The organism is Acidaminococcales bacterium (assembly GCA_031290885.1).
Taxonomy (GTDB): Bacteria; Bacillota; Negativicutes; order Acidaminococcales; family JAISLQ01; genus JAISLQ01.
On the sequence record JAISLQ010000046.1, the window covers coordinates 29,744 to 46,759 of the forward strand.

Sequence of the window (17,016 nt, forward strand, 5' to 3'; positions counted from 1 at the left end):
TTGTGCAACGAACTTATGTAATGGTGAAACCCGACGGGGTACGGAAAAATCTTATTGGCGAAGTGATCGCGCGTTTTGAGCGCCGCAGTTTAAAAATAATCGGGCTGAAAATGATCAAGATGAGCGAGGCGCAAGCGAAAAGACACTACGGCGAACACGCCGGCAAGCCCTTTTTCGATGAATTGGTGGAATTTATCACGTCAGGGCCGGTCGCGGCAATGGTGGTGGAGGGGGAAAACGCCATAAAAGCCGTGCGTTCCATGATGGGCGCCACCAATCCGCTTGACGCCGTCCCGGGCTCTATCCGCGGCGATTTTGCCCTGACCGTGTCCCAGAACATAGTGCACGGCTCGGACGGCGAAGAGAGCGCCGCAAGGGAAATAGCCAACTTCTTTGCCATAGGCGAAATATATTGATTGTCGCTTCAATGCTGTTCCCATATTAAAACGCCCCTTAAAGGCTGCGCGGCGCAAAACGCAGGCGGATCCCGTGGGCTCGGCGAGGCTTTGGAACACGGCAGGGCGGTAAATTGGCCGTAACGGCAGTATGATTTTAATCTGGGAACAGTAAGTAATATAGGGAAAACAAACCATACGTAACAAGGATTTTATTTGATTGCTGGAGGGATTTACTTTGAAAGATTACAAAGGCGACAAAATCCGCAACGTAGCAATAATCGCGCATGGCGGGGCCGGCAAGACTTCGGTCGCGGAGGCGCTGCTTTATCGTTCCGGCGCTATAACCAGGATGGGGCGCATTGAAGACGGCAATGCCACCACCGACTTTGAGGCGGAGGAAACAAAGCGCAAAAGCAGTATCGGCATGGCGCTCGCTCCTGTCGAATGGCGCGGGCAGAAAATAAATTTTCTTGACACCCCCGGCTACGCTGATTTCGTTGGCGAAGTAAAAAGCGCGCTCAGGGCGGCTGAAAGCGCTTTGGTAGTTGTATGCGCGGCTTCGGGGGTTGAAGTTGAAACGGAAAAAGTATGGCGTTACGCCAATGAGCTTAAATTGCCGCGCGTAATAATGATCAACAAAATGGATCGCGAAAACGCCGATTTTAGCAATGTAGTAGAAGAATTGCGCGTCAAGATGGGGGCGGGCATTTTGCCGGTGCAGATGCCGATCGGCGCGGAAGCGGGATTTAAAGGCATTATTGATCTTTTGAAAATGAAAGCGTATTTCCAGCAGGGCAATAGTTCGGTTGAGCAGGAAATACCGGCGGAATTTATGGATGCCGCCGGCAAGGCGTATGAAGCGATGGTGGAAGCGGCTGCGGAAACAGACGACGAGATGATCGCGAAATTTTTGGAAGGCGAGAAACTCACGGAAGAAGAGATCATGCGCGGCATTGTCAATGGGATAAGAAACGCCAAAATATATCCGGTAGTGGTTGGTTCGGCTTTAAAGAGCATAGGCATGGGGCGGGTCATGGATGCGATAGTCGATTACATGCCGGCGGCGGTGGAAAAAGAGTTTGCCGTAACCGACAAAAAGTCCGGGGAGGAAGTTTTGCGCAAAGCCGACGATTTATTGAACGCCCTGGTATTTAAAACGACTACCGATCCTTTCGTGGGGCGGCTAAGTTATGTAAAAGTTTTCTCCGGCGTTTTAAAAGGCGACGGCGCCATTTATAACGTGAGCAAGGACAAAACGGAAAGGGTCGGCAATCTTTTCACCCTGCGCGGCAAGAACCAGATACCCCTTAAAGAGATTGTCGCGGGCGACATCGGCGTCATCGCCAAATTGCAGGACACCGCTACCGGCGACAGCATCGGCGACAAGGACAGGCCAATGCTTTTTCCGCCGATCGATTTCCCCAAACCGATGTACACTTTATGCATCGAGGCCAAAAATAAAGCCGATGAGGACAAGATTGGGCAGGCGCTTTCGCGGCTGATGGACGAAGACCAGACTTTCCTCTTGGACAAAAATTCCGAAACGAAGGAAAAGCTGGTCAGCGGCATAGGCGATCAGCATCTTGATGTCATAATGGAAAAACTGAAACGCAAATTCAGCGTGGAAGCCATACTCAAACCCCAGACCGTCGCCTACCGGGAGACCGTCCGGGGAAAGGCGCGGGTGGAAGGGAAACACAAAAAACAAAGCGGCGGGCATGGGCAATACGGGCATGTGGTCGTTGAGCTGGAACCGCTTGCGCCCGGCGAGGGATTCCAGTTTGTCGATTCGATTTTCGGCGGCGCGGTGCCGCGCCAATACATACCGGCGGTGGAAAAAGGGATGCGCGAGGCCATACAGGGCGGCGTCCTGGCGGGGTATCCGGTTGTCGATATAAAAATAAATTTAGTTGACGGTTCTTACCATACGGTCGACTCTTCCGAAATGGCTTTCAAAATCGCCAGCCACCAGGCTTTCAAAAAAGCCGCTATCCAAGCGAAGCCGGTTTTGCTTGAACCTGTTTACAACGTGCAGGTGATCGTGCCGGAAGGCAACATGGGCGACATAATCGGGGATTTTAACAGCAAACGCGGGCGCATAATCGGCATGGAGCCGATCGGCGACGGGCTTGGCTGCGTCAAGGCGCAGGTCCCTTATTCGGAACTTTTGAAATACGCGGTCGATTTGCGTTCCATGACCCAAGGCAGAGGCAGTTTTGACATGGCTTTTTCACATTATGACGAAGTGCCGCAAAAAATAGCGGAAGAAATAATCGCCAAAGCCGGCGTTAAAAATTCCGAGGATTGACGGCGGCTTTGGCGCGCCGCTCCCCGGTGGGGCGCAATAAGGGCAGGATCCGCCGAACGTTGAGGCGGGGCTTGCCGCCATATAATATGGAGGTTTGCAAAATGGAACCTATCGACCGTAAGGCCATCACCGCTTTGCGCACTTTGTCCATAGACGCGATTGAGGCGGCAAGTTCCGGGCATCCCGGTTTTCCGCTGGGGGCCGCGCCGTTAATGTACGCCATATGGAAGGAATTTTTAAACTATGACCCCGCCTGTCCCCGCTGGGAAGGCCGCGATCGGTTCGTTTTATCGGCGGGACACGGTTCCGCGCTTTATTACGCCATGCTTCATTTGAGCGGGTTTGACCTTTCCATGGAGGAACTTAAAAAATTCCGCCAATGGAACTCAAAAACGCCGGGGCATCCCGAATACGGCCATACCGCAGGAGTTGAGGCGACTACCGGCCCGCTTGGGCACGGATTTGCCACCGGCATCGGCATGGCGATCGCCGAGAAGATGCTTGCCGCCCAATACAACCGGCCGGGATTTGAGATTGTCAGCCATTATGTTTACGGCATAGTCTCCGACGGCGACATGATGGAAGGGGTGGCGGCCGAGGCGGCTTCGCTGGCCGGCGCCCTGGGGTTGGGCAAGGTGATTTATTTATACGATGACAACAAGATAACGATCGAAGGCTCGACGGAAATCGTCTTTACGGAAGATGTGCGGGCGCGTTTTGAGGCTTACGGCTGGGACGTCAGGCAGGTCGGGGACGCGGAAGACATAGGCGCCCTGGCTTTGGCGATCCGTAAAGCCAGGGAAACAGCCGACAAACCGTCTTTGATCATGGTTCGTACGCACATTGGTTTTGCCAGCCCCAAACAAGACACCCCGGCTGCCCACGGCGAGCCGCTGGGAGCGGAAAACGCGGCCAGAACCAAAGAAAAGCTGGGCGTTCCCGGAGAGCGGCCGTTTACGGCGCCGGCAGAAGTAAAGGAGTATTTTGCGGAAAAAAGCAAGGTTATGGCCAGAAAGCGGGCGCAATGGGAAGCGCTTTTTTCCGCCTATGAAAAAGAGTACGGCGCTTTGGCGAAAGAGTTGGCCGAACGCTGGAAAAGCGGCTTCAGAGTGGAAAGCGGCGATCTGTCCGGCATTTTTGCCGACATTAAGCAGACGTCCACGCGCGAGGCATCCGGGCTCATACTGCAAAAGCTGTCCGCGTTGGTTCCTTCTTTGTGCGGCGGTTCCGCTGACCTTGCTCCTTCCAACAAGACCTATGTAAACGGCGCGGGCGATTTTTCCCGCGCTGACCCTGCCGGGCGGAACATACATTTCGGCGTGCGCGAGCAGGCGATGGCGGCCATTGCCAACGGCATGGCTCTGCACGGCGGGTTTGTGCCTTATTGCGCGACTTTTCTGGTATTTGCCGATTTTATGCGGCCGGCGGTCAGGTTGGCGGCGCTGATGGGCGTACATGTGATATTTGTGTTTACTCACGACAGCATAGCGGTCGGCGAGGACGGGCCGACCCATCAGCCGGTTGAGCAGACCATGAGCCTTAGAATCATTCCCGGTTTGCTTGTCCTGCGCCCGGCGGACGCGCTGGAGACAGCCGAGGCGTGGCGGGTGGCAATAAATGGCCGAAAGCCGGCGGCGCTTGTCCTTACTAGGCAAAAAGTGCCGGTGTTGGGCGCTTTTTCCGATGCAATCAAGGCCGGGGCGGAAAAGGGCGGATATGTAATCAGCGCGGAATCGGCCTCCCCTCTGGACATAACTCTGGTGGCGGCCGGCTCGGAAGTGGCGCTGGTCCTGGCGGCGCAAAAAGAACTTGCCGGGCTGGGGATAAACGCGCGCGTGGTTTCCCTGTGCAGCTGGGAGCTATTTGACAGCCAAAGCGAAGAATATCGGGCGCGGACTATACCGAAAAGCGCGCCGGCGCTGGCGGTTGAGGCGGGCGTACCGCACGGCTGGGAAAAATACGCCGTCCGCCCGGAAAACATACTTGCCCTTGATCGTTTCGGGCAATCGGCGCCGGGAGGCGAAGTATATGAAAAACTTGGCTTCAGCGTGGCCAATGTCGTAGACAAAGCCCGCCGGATCATTGGCGCGTGATGCCCGGCAAAGGCAATATCGCGCTGGTAGGCTTTATGGGCACAGGCAAGACAACGGTCGGGCGCCTGCTTGCGGAAAAACTGGGCATGGCGTTTGTCGATACGGATGAGGAGATTGAGAAAGCGCAGGGGAAACCCATTCCCGAGATATTCGCGCAAAACGGGGAGGAATTTTTCCGCGAAACGGAAAGCAGGGCGCTGAAAGTTGTCGCCGCCCGAAACGGGCAGGTTATAGCCACCGGCGGCGGCGCGATTGTGCGCGAGGATAATTTCTCCGAACTGTCGAGGCGGGCGCATATCATCTGCCTCCGGGCGTCCCCCGCCGTTATACTGCGGCGTACGGCAGCCGATGCCGGCCGGCCGCTTTTGCAGGGCGGCGAGCGGATAGAGAGGATAGCCTCTTTGCTTAAAGCGCGCGAGCCGCATTACGCCAAGGCGGAATGTGCCGTGGACACGGACGGCAGAAGCTTTTCGGAGATAATCGGGGAAATCAGGCTGTTTTTGCTGAAAACAGGGTTTATCCCGCAAAACGCGGATTTTCAATGAGAGACGAAATGGACGGGGAATTGAAAGATATTTCTTTTATATTGCGTCAATACAAAACAGGCCGCCTCAGCCACGAAGAGGCGATGCGGGAGTTGAGCGCGGGCTGCGTCGAAGATCTCGGTTTTGCCAAGATTGACCATGCGCGCATGAAGCGGCAGGGTTTTCCCGAAGTGGTGTATTGTGAGGGAAAGGGCGCGGAACAGGTAACGGCCATAGTAAAAAGCCTTGCCGCGAAGGGGCGGAACGTTTTGGCCAGCAGGGCGGGGCCGGAATTTTTCGCGCAAGTAAAAAAAGCCCTGCCGGACGCTTTTTATAATGAACAGGCCCGCATGATCGTGGTCATGAACGAAAAGCCCGTAGTGGACCAGCAGCGCTACATCGCCGTAATAACTGCCGGAACGAGCGATGCGCCGGTGGCGGAAGAAGCGGCGCTGACGGCGGAGGTGATGGGCAATAAAGTCGAGCGGGTCTTTGATGTCGGCGTGGCCGGGATACACCGTCTGTTCGCCAACCTCGATCTCATCCGCAAAGCTAATGTATGCGTGGTCGCGGCCGGCATGGAAGGCGCGTTGGCCAGCGTAGTCGGCGGGCTTGTCGACAAACCGGTCATAGCGGTTCCCACCAGCGTTGGCTACGGGGCCAATTTTGGCGGGCTTTCGGCGCTTTTGTCCATGCTCAACAGTTGCGCCGCCGGTGTAGGCGTAGTCAACATAGACAATGGATTTGGCGCCGGGCGGTTGGCTGCTTTAATAAATAAAATGAGGTGAATTGAAATGCGGGCTTTGTATGTGGATGCTTTTAGCGGAATCAGTGGAAATATGTTTATGGGGGCGCTGCTTGATTTAGGCGTTCCCGAAGAACATTTGCGCGAGCGGCTGGGCATGCTGAACTTGCCAGGCTACGAACTGTCCATACGTAAAGTGATGAAATGCGGCATTGCCTCAACTTACGCAGAGGTCAACATTAAAGACGCGCATGAGGGCGGGGCGCACGGGCATCGCGGCCTCAGCGGAATAGTGTCTTTGATCGACAAGTCTTTGCTCGACTTGAAAACCAAACAGAAAGCTATTGACATCTTCGTCTTTTTGGCGCGGGCGGAGGCCAAGGTTCATGGCATAGCCGTCGAAGACGTTCACTTTCACGAAGTGGGGGCGGCCGATGCGATTGTCGATATAGTGAGCGCCGCCGTTTGCCTGGATTGGCTAAGCATTGAATCGGTGTTTGTTTCGAGAGTGAGGACGGGTTTTGGTTTCACGCAGTGCGGCCACGGGCGTATGCCTGTTCCCGCGCCGGCAACTGTGGAATTGCTGCGAAGCATTCCCTTTTATGAAGGCGATATTGAAAAAGAACTGGCGACGCCTACCGGAGCGGCGATACTTGCCGCAGTCGCCCAGGTCAGCCAAAGCGTCCCGGACGGATTTGTCAGCGAGCGCATAGGATACGGCGCCGGCAGCTACGATCTGGACATTCCGAACGCGCTGAGGGTCATAAAGGGAGAAATAGCGCCAAAAGAAAACAGGAAAAAAATGCTTGTCATGGAAACAAATATTGATGACATGAATCCGCAGATTTACAGCCATGTTATCAATAAACTTTTCGCCGCAGGCGCATCGGACGCCTGGGTAACCCCGATCATTATGAAGAAAGGCCGCCCGGCGTGCCTATTGTCGGTGCTTTTGCAGGATTTTCTGCTTGACGATATCGCAAAGATAGTTTTTTCCGAAACAAGCACTTTAGGCGTGCGCTATTATAGCGTGGGACGCAACGTGCTGGAAAGGTACACCGAAAAGATAAAACTGCCGTTATATGGCGACATGCATATCAAATACGGCAAGCTTGACGGCAAGATCATAAACATGGCGCCGGAATTTGAAGATTGCAGCAATCTTTCCGCCCTGACCGGCCGCCCGATAAAAGAAATCTGGCAGGCGGCCATGCGGTTCGCGGCGCAAAAAGAAAGCGAGTGAGGGCGAAGGGTTCGGCGATTCAGCAATCGAAAAGATCCCGGCCGTTTTCCGCGCTAAGCGTCAAGGCCGGGCTCGGATAGTAAAATTGGCAGTATTGCGGATGAAAGGCTTCGGCGGCAAATCTGGTCAATAGCAGCGCCGACACGCTATCTTCAAACTGCAGGAAATTAGCGTTGTTTATGTCGGCATCGTCGACAATTACCAAAAGAAACGGCGGCGCATCCGGCGCGTCCGGCGGCAGTTGGCCGCGCTCAAGCGGCATTCCCGGCACTACGCGCAGGAACCCTTTGACCGAGCCGTCGCCGCTTTTTACGGCGCAGCGGTAAATATTGTGATAAAGCGTTTTGGCAAGCGTAAGAGACAAATTGCCCATAGTTCAAACCGCTCCTTTGTTTTCAATAATTAAAACAATTATAACTGAAAAAAACCTTGCTTTGCAAAAGCACTTTATTTTTTCTTTGCCGTCGGAGGGCCTATGCGAAAAAAAACCTGCTTCTTTATTTTTTTGCTGCTTGCGGCTTTGCTCGCGGGTTGCGGCAACGCGCAAAGAAGAAGCGCCGTCGTGCCGGTAAAACAGCAATTTATCAGCATGGCGTCCGGCGGCGCGGCTGATATGCCCCTTCGGTTCAGCGGCGTTTTGGCGGATATACTCAACAGGGACATACCCGGAATGAATGTATCGGTGGAATCAACCGAAGGTTCGGCTGCCGGAATTGCGCTTTTGGCGGGCGGCAAAGCCGATCTGGCCATCGCGCAAAGTGATGTTGCGCATTATGCCGTAAACGGGACGGAGATGTTTCAGGGCGGAAAGGTCGGCATTTTGCGCGGGATATGCGCCCTTTATCCAGTAACCCTGCATATCGCCGCGTTGGAGCGTTCCGGCATAAAGAAGGCCGGCGACATAAGGGGAAGGCGCGTGGCCGCCGTTACGGACGCCGGAGTGGCCGCGCTTGACGTACTTGCCGCTTGCGGCGTTCCGGAAAAAAGCGTAAAAATGCAATATCTCGACTATAACGGCGCGGTGAAGGCCCTGACAGAGGGCAAGGCCGACGTTATGTTTTTTAACGCCGCCTGTCCATCGGCACTGCTGAAAGAAACCGCGCTGAAAGAACGAATTGTATTTATACCGCTTGACGACGGGGAAATCTCCGGGCTGCTGAATAAACACCCTTTTTATAAACGGCAGGTCATCCCCGCCGGGACATACGCCGCCCAGACGAGGCCGGTAACCGCCTTGTCGGTTGTGTCGGTGCTGCTGGCAAGCGACAGAATAAGCGACGAAATGGGCTATAAAATAGTGAAAGCGATGTACGGCGACCTGCAAAAACTGCGCGGCGTACATCCGGCGGCCAACGGCATCAGCAAAGCCAACGCCTTTGCGGGCGTGGCGGCGCCTTTCAACGCGGGCGCGGAAAAGTTTTTGAAAGAATAAATCCGCCGTCAGGCAGGATCGTTTGTATGTGTTGCGAAATTCTAAAGCCATGTCTATGGGGGGTTTCCTGGCCTTAAAAGCGATGGGGAGGGGTTGGCGCGAGCGTCGGTTTTCCTTCCCGGCGGGGGAGGTTTTTTGTTTGCATAGTAACTTGCGCCCTGAAGGGACAATTGTTTTGATTACAGGCGGTTCGCGCAGCGGCAAGAGTGAATTTGCCGAGAAACTGGTGAAAGTTCTTGGCGAAAGTTGCGCGTATATAGCTACGGCGAAAATATTGGACGAGGAAATGCGGGCGCGGGTCCAGAGGCATCAGGAAAGGCGGCGCGGCAGCTTTTGGACAAATTACGAAGCGCCCTTTGACGCACATGAAGTTATACGCGAAGTTTCCGGCGCGGACAGCATTTTGTTTGACTGCCTGACCCTTTACGCCGCCAATCTCGTTTACGGCGGGGAGGATGCGGCGGCCAAGCGCGAAAAGGTTCTCGGGCAGATCGACCTTTTGGTGGCGGCGGCGAAACAAAGCGGCAGAAATGTTGTTTTTGTTGCTAACGAAGTCGGCAGCGGCATAATACCTGACAATCTTCTCGCCCGGGAGTTTTCCGACCTTGCCGGACAGGTCAACCAAGTCGTAGCGGCGGCGGCGGACAAAGTATACTTAGTGGTAAGCGGCATAGCGGTTGACCTGAAAAAAATCGCGGTGAATTTGGAGAAAAAAGAGGTTTTCTTGTGACCAAATACATAATGCTCCAGGGCACCGGCTCCAATGTCGGAAAAAGCGTCTTAACGGCCGCTCTCTGCCGCATACTGAAACAGGACGGGCGCCATGTCGCGCCTTTTAAGGCGCAGAACATGGCGCTTAATTCCTTTGTTACCAAAGACGGGCGCGAGATGGGGCGGGCGCAGGCCGTACAAGCCGAAGCCGCCATGATTGAGCCGCGCGTGGAAATGAACCCGATTCTATTGAAACCATCAGGCAGCGCCAGCAGCCAGGTCATTGTTATGGGGCGCCCCGTCGGCACGATGAGCGCCGCCGCCTACCACAATGATTATGCGGCGCGGGCTTTCCGGTTTGTTCAAGAGGCGCTTTCCCTGCTGGCCGGCGAATATGAGGTTTTAGTGATTGAAGGCGCGGGCAGCCCGGCGGAGATAAACCTGAAGGCGAACGACATCGCGAACATGCGCGTGGCCAAATATTTGCGCGCCCCGGTGCTGATAGTCGCCGACATTGACCGGGGCGGCGCGATCGCTTCCTTGGTCGGGACGCTGGCGCTTTTGGACGAGGAAGAACGTTCTTTGGTAAAAGGTTTTATCATCAATAAATTTCGCGGCGATATAAATATTTTGCGGCCGGCGCTGGACTTTTTGCAGGACAAAACAGGCCTGCCGGTTTTGGGCGTGCTTGATTACATGGAAAAACTTGATATTGACGATGAGGATTCCGTGGCCCTGGACGGCAGGAAAAGCCAAGCCGGCGGCATACGGATAGCGGTGATCAGGCTGCCGCGGATCTCCAACTTTACCGATTTTGCCGTCCTGGAAGCGGAAGAAGACGTGCAGGTCGCCTATGTGCGGGATGCGGCAGAACTGGGCGCGCCTGATCTCATTGTCGTGCCGGGCAGCAAAAATACTACGGAAGACCTTTTGTTTTTAAAAAAATCGGGGCTGGAAAGCCAAATCATCAGTCTAAACAAAAAAGGCGTCCCTGTCATCGGGATTTGCGGCGGCTACCAAATGCTTGGCGAGCAATTGAAAGACCCGGAGCATACCGAGTCGGAAATAGGCCAATTGGCTGGGATGGCGCTTTTGCCGGTCATAACCACTTTCGCCGCCGACAAAGTAACCCGCCAAGTAACCGCCTGCGCCCGGGGCAACAATTTCCTGCGGATGGATTTTTCCGCCGACGGTCTTGCCGGCTATGAAATACACATGGGCAGGAGCGAATATACAAAAGCTGCGCCGAGCGCTTTTTGGCTTGACCGGGGCGAAGGGGAGACGGCCGCCGACGGGGCTGTGCGGGCGGACGGGCTGGTTATGGGGACATATCTGCACGGCCTTTTTGATAACGATCCGTTCCGGCACGCGCTTATTGACAAATTGCGCGCAAACAAAGGACTGTCGGCCGTACAGGGACGCCTCAGCGCGGCGGAGCGCAAAGAACGCGCTTACGGGCGGCTGGCTGACGCGGCGCGCGCGCGGCTTGACCTTGAAAGGATATACGCGCTGATGGGGTTGTCCGAATGAGCGGCCTTAATTTTCTGTTCGCGGGCGCGCTTTTATTTGATTTGCTGCTGGGCGACCCGCGTGGCGGCTGGCATCCGGTCGTATTGATCGGGAAATTAATCACGTTCATGGAACAGCGCCTCTTGAAAAAGGAATGTGGCCGGCTGCGCAAAAAGGCGGCCGGCCTGCTCTTGTTGGTTTCTGTTGCCGGTTTGGTATATTTAACTTGTTATCTACTGACAAAAATTATTTTTTTAGCGGGAGAACGGGCGGGCGCGGTCGGCAGCGCGCTCATCCTGTCTTTTGCCATTTCGCCGCGCGCCTTGCGCCAGGCGGCGCAAGAGATATACAATCTGCTTTTGGCCGGCGATATCGCAAAGGCGCGCCAAAAGACCGGCCTGATCGTTGGGCGCGATACCGGAAAGCTTGACGCGGCGGAAATAACCAGGGCCACAGTTGAAACTGTCGCGGAAAATATTACCGACGGCGTAATCTCCCCCTTGTTTTTCGCCGCTATTGGCGGCGCGCCGCTGGCTTTCGCCTATCGGGCGGTCAATACCCTTGACTCGATGGTGGGCTATAAAAATGACCGTTATTTGGACTTTGGCTGGGCATCGGCCCGTTTTGACGATATATGCAATTACATACCGGCGCGGATAAGCGCGTGCCTTATCGTCGCCGCTGCGGCCGCCTTGCCGGGCTGCGATCCCAAAGGGGCCTTTTGCGTTTTGTGCCGCGATGCCGGCAAACACCCGAGCCCTAACAGCGGTTTGGCCGAAGCGGCGGTGGCGGGCGCTTTAGGCATCCGCTTGGGCGGTTGCAACTATTATGCCGGCCGTCCTTCTTGGCGGGGGCACATGGGGGACGCGCGGCATGGGCTGATGCCCGCGCATATTGAAAAAACCGTCCGCATCATGTACTTTGCGGCGGTTGCTTTTGCCGTCGTCTTGACGGCCATTGGCCTGTGGTAAATCGCTTTGGAGGTAAAATGGAAAAATTCCTTGCGTCGATAAAAATTCCCGCGCTCGATGAAAAGGCGCGGCAGGCGGTGCGGCGGCGCTGGTCGAAATTGAGCCAGTATGAGCGCGGGCTGGGCAAACTGGAGGACATGGCGGCGTCTATTGGCGCCATGACCGGCCGTGAACCGAGAATATTAAAAAAGGCCATGATACTTACGGCCGGCGACCACGGCATCGCGCGTTATGGCGTCAGCAACTTCCCCCAGGAAGTTACCGTCCAGATGATTAAAGGATATTTGCGTTACGCGGCGGGGGCAAACGTGCTGGCAAGGCACGCCGGGATACGGAACCAGGATCTGTTTGTGGTCGATATCGGCGTCAACGCCGATCTTTTGCCGCATCCGCAGCTCATAAACAAAAAAGTAGCTTACGGAACCGCAGACTTTACCAAAGGGCCGGCCATGACGGACGAGCAGGCCTTTTTGTCGCTCAAGGCCGGTTTTGACGTGGCCAGCAAATGTATCGACGCGGGTTATGAAATGTTGGTACTGTCGGAGATGGGCATCGGCAATACCACGGCCAGCGCCGCCATAGCTTCCGTATTTACCGGCTTGCCGCCCGAGCGGACGGTCGGGCGCGGCACTGGCATAGGCGATCGGCGCATGGCGATAAAGCGTCAGGTCGTTGAAGAGGCGCTAAGAGTAAACAAGCCTCAAAAGGGCGAGCCCTTGAAAGTTCTGGCGAAAGTGGGCGGCTACGAACTTGGCGGCTTGGCGGGGGTGCTGATCGCCGGAGCGGCCAGAAGGGCGCCGGTGTTCATCGACGGTTTGAACGCGACGGCGGCGGCGCTGATCGCGCACGGCCTTTTCCCGGCGGCACGCGGCTATATGCTGGCATCGCATTTGTCGGCGGAAATAGCGCATAAGGCTATGCTGGACATCTTGCGCCTGGAACCTGTACTGACCGCCGGCATGCGGCTGGGCGAAGGTACGGGGGCGGCGGTAGTTGTCTCGCTTTTGGACGCCGCGATTGCGGTACTTAACAAAGCGGCGTAAATTCACGAATCGCTGCTTGTACTGTTTTCGGAATAAAATCATCCTGTCTTTGCGGCCGGTTCGTTGCCCCGCTTTGCGCTAAAGGCGCGCCGAAACTACGGGTCGCCTGTGTCTTGCGCCGCGCAACGCGGCAAATTATAGAGCAAATATCAAGGAGTGTTTTAAACTGCGAACAGTATTAGGGGCTGCTTAGAGGTTATGAATAATTTTATCACGGCTTTACAATTTTTTACCCGCATACGGTTGCGCCGCCAGCAAGAATGGGCGGACGATGCCTTTTCGCGCAGCGTCCCTTGGTTTACGCCGGTGGGGGCGGTCATTGGCCTTTTGCTTTCCTGTTTGTCCATGCTGCTTGCGCCCTTTAATTCCTTGCTGCGCGCCGCCGTTTTGTTGGCGGCGGAAATATTCATAACCGGCGCCACCTTGAACGACGGCTTGCTTGACACGGCGGACGGCGTGTTTGCCGGGCGCGGGCGCGCCCGCGCGCTGGAAATAATGAAAGACAGCCGCGTCGGCGCTAACGGCGTGATTGCTTTTGTAACAGTGGCGCTTTTAAAAGTAGCGGTCTATAACGCCCTGGCGGAGGAACTTCTGCCTTGTGCTGTGTTTGCCATGCCGATTGTAACAAGGCTGGCCATAGCATTTGCCGTAACGCACTTTGCGTCCGCGCGGCCGGACGGCATAGGCGTGCTTTTTGCCAAATACGCGCAAAAAAGCTGCGCCCTTAAAGCCGCCCTGTTCGCCGTTTTGCTGCTGATTCCCGTTTTCTCCTGGCAACTGGCCGCAGCGTCTGCCATCTGCCTTGCCTATTCCTTTTTTGCCGCCCGCCGCCTGAACAAAATGCTGGGCGGGCTTACGGGCGACACTTACGGCTTTATAGCCGAAACCGGAAGCGTTGTCTTTTTATTTTCAACTTATTTGGCTTCGCTTTTACAAATAAAAATGGCCTGGAGTTAAAAAATGCAAATACCGAAAATATCGCCGATCGATAAGTCAGTTTGGCAAAACGCGCAAAGCCGGTTCGACCGGCTGATAAAACCGGTCGGTTCCTTGGCGCGGCTGGAAGAAATTACTTGCCTTTACGCGGCGGCGAGGAAAACAGGCGAAATAACCGAGCCGGGCAAAGCGCTGCTTGTTTTTCTCAGCGACCACGGCGCGGCGGCGGACGACCGGGAAGAAAAAAACGCGACGGCGGCTTTTCGCGAAAGTATTTTAGCCGGAAAGCACGCCCTCAATGTATTGGCCAATACGGTTGGCGCCTCTATTGTCGAGGTTTTCCCCGGCGGGGAAGGAACGAAAAGGAGCGGCGACATCCGCCGCCGGCCGGCGTTGAGCGAAAGTGATTTTACGGCGGCTTTTCAGGCGGGGCGAGCGGCCGCGCAGTCGGCGGGAGCGGCGGGGGCGGGCGTGATCGGGCTCGGCCATTACGGAGGCGGCGCCGCGCTCAGCCAAGCGGCGCTAATGTCGATGTTTTTCGGCGAGCGTTTTGCCCAAACGCTTGCCCTTGACGAGCGGGAACTGCTTGCGCAGGTTTTTTCCTTTCACGGCGCTTTGGACAAAAACGATTTGCCGGGATTGGTTCGGCGACTCGGCGGCTGGGAAATGCCCGCCATGATAGGAAGCATATTGCAAGCGGCCAGCATGGGCATGCCGGTGTTCTTGGACGGCCTGGCGACTTTTGTCGCGGCTTTTGTTGCGGCCGGCCTGCGCCCGCCGGTTGGCGATTACCTGATTGCCGTTTCCAGCTTGGAGGATGCCGGGCAAAACATTTTGTTGACGCAGTTGGGATTGTCGATTATGCTTGATTTAAAGCTCCATTCGCCGGCGGGCGAAGCAAGTCTTTTGGGTTTTCAAATCCTGAGCGCGGGCATAAAGGCGTTCAACGAGATGGATTCCTTTGGACGCGATACAGTGCATCATCCCTTAGGGGACATTTGAATACCTTTCCCCGGGCAGTCCGGTTTTCCGTTTGGAGGCGTTAATCGCGGCAGGATATATGGCAAGCATTGCAGTTTTGAGGTGGCAACATGGCGAACATTTTACGGAAGCGGCAGGGTGATTGGGAAATAGTCTGGAAAGTTAACAAAAATGAGGGGGGGGGGGGGTAATTATCCGGAAATTTTGCAAATATTTAAAGACGGCGGCAATTATCACAAACTGATTTATGCCAATTACGAATTGGGGCGATATATCTATCTAATAGAAACCGCCGGGCGCAGATTTGCTATCAAACACATTAAACAGGACAAAGAACGTTTTGAAAAGATTTGTTATCAAAAAATCATCGGTTGCGCATATTATCCAAGAATACTCCGTTTAACGGCCAAGGCCATTGACAAGGGCTGTGTTGCGGCGCAGGACATTTTTTTAGTGGCGGAAAGAAAAATCAGTTTTACAGCAAAGGAGATATTCATTATCGCTGAGTATGTTGAAGGCAGGCCGCTGGGACGTGATTATGCCCGACAAGAGTATCGGCGGCCTATAGTCAATCTTTTGCAGCAATTGCACCTTTATGGATTGGCCGTATGCGATTTTCAGCCTGGCAACATAATAGTAACTCCTGAAAACAAGCTCAAGGCGATTGACATCTCCATCAATTCTCTTATATCATATTGCCAAGCGAAGGATGTTTTGTGTTTTTATAAATATTTTAATTTTGTTCCGGTTGAAGAACTGAATTTTTCAATTAAATTGAAATCATTATTCTGGTTTATTTTTTATAGAGATAAAATCAGGTGTTTTGTCAGGCAAATTAGGCAGAAATTAAATATATTTACAGATCATTCCCTTAAAAATGAAGATGAAACACTGGATGAAAAGGACTAAGCCTTGTTTAAGAACAATTCATTTAAGCAAAACGGCGATAGCGCAACGGCAAGGGTAAAGTCCTATCGGCTTGCCGTTGCGGGTTACAATACGGCGGAACTACTTGATTTTTCGGAAAAGCATTCGGCCAAATGGCGCTCCGCGTAAATATGCTTGTCGCAATCCCACAGTTGGTTCACATTGGACTGCGGTGGAATTGCGTACCGTCCGCCGCTTGCAGTAATGGAATCACGAACCGCATTGGCCTAATAAGCTTTGTTGCCCATGGCATACTACAAAATTTTGTTTTTAAGCAAGGCATGATCGCGTTCTTTTGTTGTTAATCGCGGCAGGATATATGGCAAACATTGCAGTTTTGAGGTGGCAACATGGCGAACATTTTACGGAAGCGGCAAGGTGATTGGGAAATAGTCTGGAAAGTTAACAAAAATGAGGGAGAAGGGGGTAATTATCCAGAAATTTTGCAAACATTTAAAGACGGCGGCTACGCTGCAACGCCGCTTTACCTGAACCATGCACTTGGCCGGTATATCTATATTATTGAAACAGGCGGACGCAAATTTGCCGTCAAACATATTTTGCGGCACAAAGAAACTTTTGAAAAAAGTTGTTATGAGATTTTTGCCGGCTATTCGCATTATCAAAGAAACTTTCATTTGACGGCCAAGGCGATTGAGCAAGGTTGCGCTGTAGTGCAGGATATTTTTTTGGTGGCGGAAAGAAAGACAGGGTTTTGCACGAAAGAAATATTTGTCATTGCCGAATATGTCGAGGGAAATATTCTCAATCATGATTTTTGCGGTGAACATGAAAGACATTGGTTGCCGGCAATTCGCCTTTTAAGTGAATTGCATTCTTACGGATTGGCAGCTTGCGACTTTAGGTATAAGAATGTAATAATTACGCCGGAAAACAAACACAAGATAATTGACCTTTCCATTTCGGCCCATACGCCGATAGCAATTTGTCAGGCTAAGGATATGGTGAGAATAAAAGAGTTGTTTAATGTCAATCCTTTTGAAGAAATGCGGGTGCGTTCCCTAAAAGCAAAAATTTTTTTCTGGTTTGTTTTTTACAGATACCAGGCAAAGGACTTTGTCCGCAAAACCAAATCTAAATTAAAGGCGGCGGCAGGTTATTGCCTTGAAAGCGAAGACGAAAGCGTTCAATAAAGATACCTAGGCGCGCCTTTCGCGTTCAAGGCGCTAAACTG

Annotated in this window: 16 protein-coding genes; 15 read left to right on the forward strand and 1 reads right to left on the reverse strand. The window is 53.8% G+C overall.

Annotated features, from left to right (window positions below; translation table 11 throughout):
- Window positions 1–2: 2 nt before the first annotated feature.
- The 6 genes from ndk to larC all read left to right on the forward strand — a co-directional run bounded on the left by ndk (window position 3) and on the right by larC (window position 7,311).
- On the forward strand, window positions 3–416 hold the full coding sequence (ndk, locus tag LBO03_05540; GenBank protein ID MDR3349051.1) for a nucleoside-diphosphate kinase: 414 nt from the start codon (window positions 3–5) through the stop codon (window positions 414–416).
- Between the two features lie 217 nt (window positions 417–633).
- Window positions 634–2,706: an elongation factor G gene (fusA, locus tag LBO03_05545; GenBank protein MDR3349052.1), complete on the forward strand. Its 2,073-nt coding sequence runs from the start codon at window positions 634–636 to the stop codon at window positions 2,704–2,706.
- 101 nt (window positions 2,707–2,807) lie between these two features.
- A complete protein-coding gene (tkt, locus tag LBO03_05550; protein ID MDR3349053.1) occupies window positions 2,808–4,799 on the forward strand; it encodes a transketolase in 1,992 nt (663 codons plus the stop codon).
- On the forward strand, window positions 4,799–5,344 hold the full coding sequence (locus tag LBO03_05555; GenBank protein MDR3349054.1) for a shikimate kinase: 546 nt from the start codon (window positions 4,799–4,801) through the stop codon (window positions 5,342–5,344). Before tkt ends, LBO03_05555 begins: the two co-directional genes overlap by 1 nt.
- Window positions 5,341–6,111, forward strand: coding sequence for a nickel pincer cofactor biosynthesis protein LarB (gene larB, locus LBO03_05560; GenBank protein MDR3349055.1), 771 nt, complete (start codon window positions 5,341–5,343; stop codon window positions 6,109–6,111). The genes LBO03_05555 and larB overlap by 4 nt, the downstream gene beginning before the upstream one ends.
- Window positions 6,112–6,117: 6 nt before the next feature.
- Entirely contained in the window at window positions 6,118–7,311 is a 1,194-nt protein-coding gene (larC, locus tag LBO03_05565) for a nickel pincer cofactor biosynthesis protein LarC (protein MDR3349056.1), read from the forward strand.
- A 19-nt stretch (window positions 7,312–7,330) separates the two neighbouring features.
- Here the strand turns inward: larC and LBO03_05570 are convergent, their stop codons facing one another.
- Window positions 7,331–7,684, reverse strand: a complete 354-nt coding sequence (locus tag LBO03_05570; GenBank protein ID MDR3349057.1) for a hypothetical protein — start codon at window positions 7,682–7,684, stop codon at window positions 7,331–7,333.
- Window positions 7,685–7,786: 102 nt separating this feature from the next.
- On the opposite strand from LBO03_05570, the gene LBO03_05575 reads away from it, so the two are divergent.
- From LBO03_05575 to LBO03_05615, 9 genes are all read left to right on the forward strand, one after another.
- Entirely contained in the window at window positions 7,787–8,743 is a 957-nt protein-coding gene (locus LBO03_05575; GenBank protein ID MDR3349058.1) for a TAXI family TRAP transporter solute-binding subunit, read from the forward strand.
- Between the two features lie 139 nt (window positions 8,744–8,882).
- Complete coding sequence (gene cobU / locus LBO03_05580; GenBank protein MDR3349059.1) at window positions 8,883–9,473, forward strand: bifunctional adenosylcobinamide kinase/adenosylcobinamide-phosphate guanylyltransferase; 591 nt, start codon at window positions 8,883–8,885, stop codon at window positions 9,471–9,473.
- Window positions 9,470–10,984, forward strand: a complete 1,515-nt coding sequence (locus LBO03_05585; GenBank protein MDR3349060.1) for a cobyric acid synthase — start codon at window positions 9,470–9,472, stop codon at window positions 10,982–10,984. The genes cobU and LBO03_05585 overlap by 4 nt, the downstream gene beginning before the upstream one ends.
- Complete coding sequence (cbiB, locus tag LBO03_05590; GenBank protein ID MDR3349061.1) at window positions 10,981–11,934, forward strand: adenosylcobinamide-phosphate synthase CbiB; 954 nt, start codon at window positions 10,981–10,983, stop codon at window positions 11,932–11,934. Before LBO03_05585 ends, cbiB begins: the two co-directional genes overlap by 4 nt.
- Window positions 11,935–11,951: 17 nt before the next feature.
- Entirely contained in the window at window positions 11,952–12,977 is a 1,026-nt protein-coding gene (gene cobT, locus LBO03_05595) for a nicotinate-nucleotide--dimethylbenzimidazole phosphoribosyltransferase (protein MDR3349062.1), read from the forward strand.
- Between the two features lie 198 nt (window positions 12,978–13,175).
- Window positions 13,176–13,934: an adenosylcobinamide-GDP ribazoletransferase gene (gene cobS, locus LBO03_05600; GenBank protein MDR3349063.1), complete on the forward strand. Its 759-nt coding sequence runs from the start codon at window positions 13,176–13,178 to the stop codon at window positions 13,932–13,934.
- A gap of 3 nt (window positions 13,935–13,937) precedes the next feature.
- Entirely contained in the window at window positions 13,938–14,915 is a 978-nt protein-coding gene (locus tag LBO03_05605; protein ID MDR3349064.1) for a nicotinate-nucleotide--dimethylbenzimidazole phosphoribosyltransferase, read from the forward strand.
- Window positions 14,916–15,065: 150 nt separating this feature from the next.
- Window positions 15,066–15,803, forward strand: coding sequence for a hypothetical protein (locus tag LBO03_05610; protein MDR3349065.1), 738 nt, complete (start codon window positions 15,066–15,068; stop codon window positions 15,801–15,803).
- 368 nt (window positions 15,804–16,171) lie between these two features.
- Window positions 16,172–16,975, forward strand: coding sequence for a hypothetical protein (locus LBO03_05615; GenBank protein MDR3349066.1), 804 nt, complete (start codon window positions 16,172–16,174; stop codon window positions 16,973–16,975).
- Window positions 16,976–17,016: the final 41 nt, after the last annotated feature.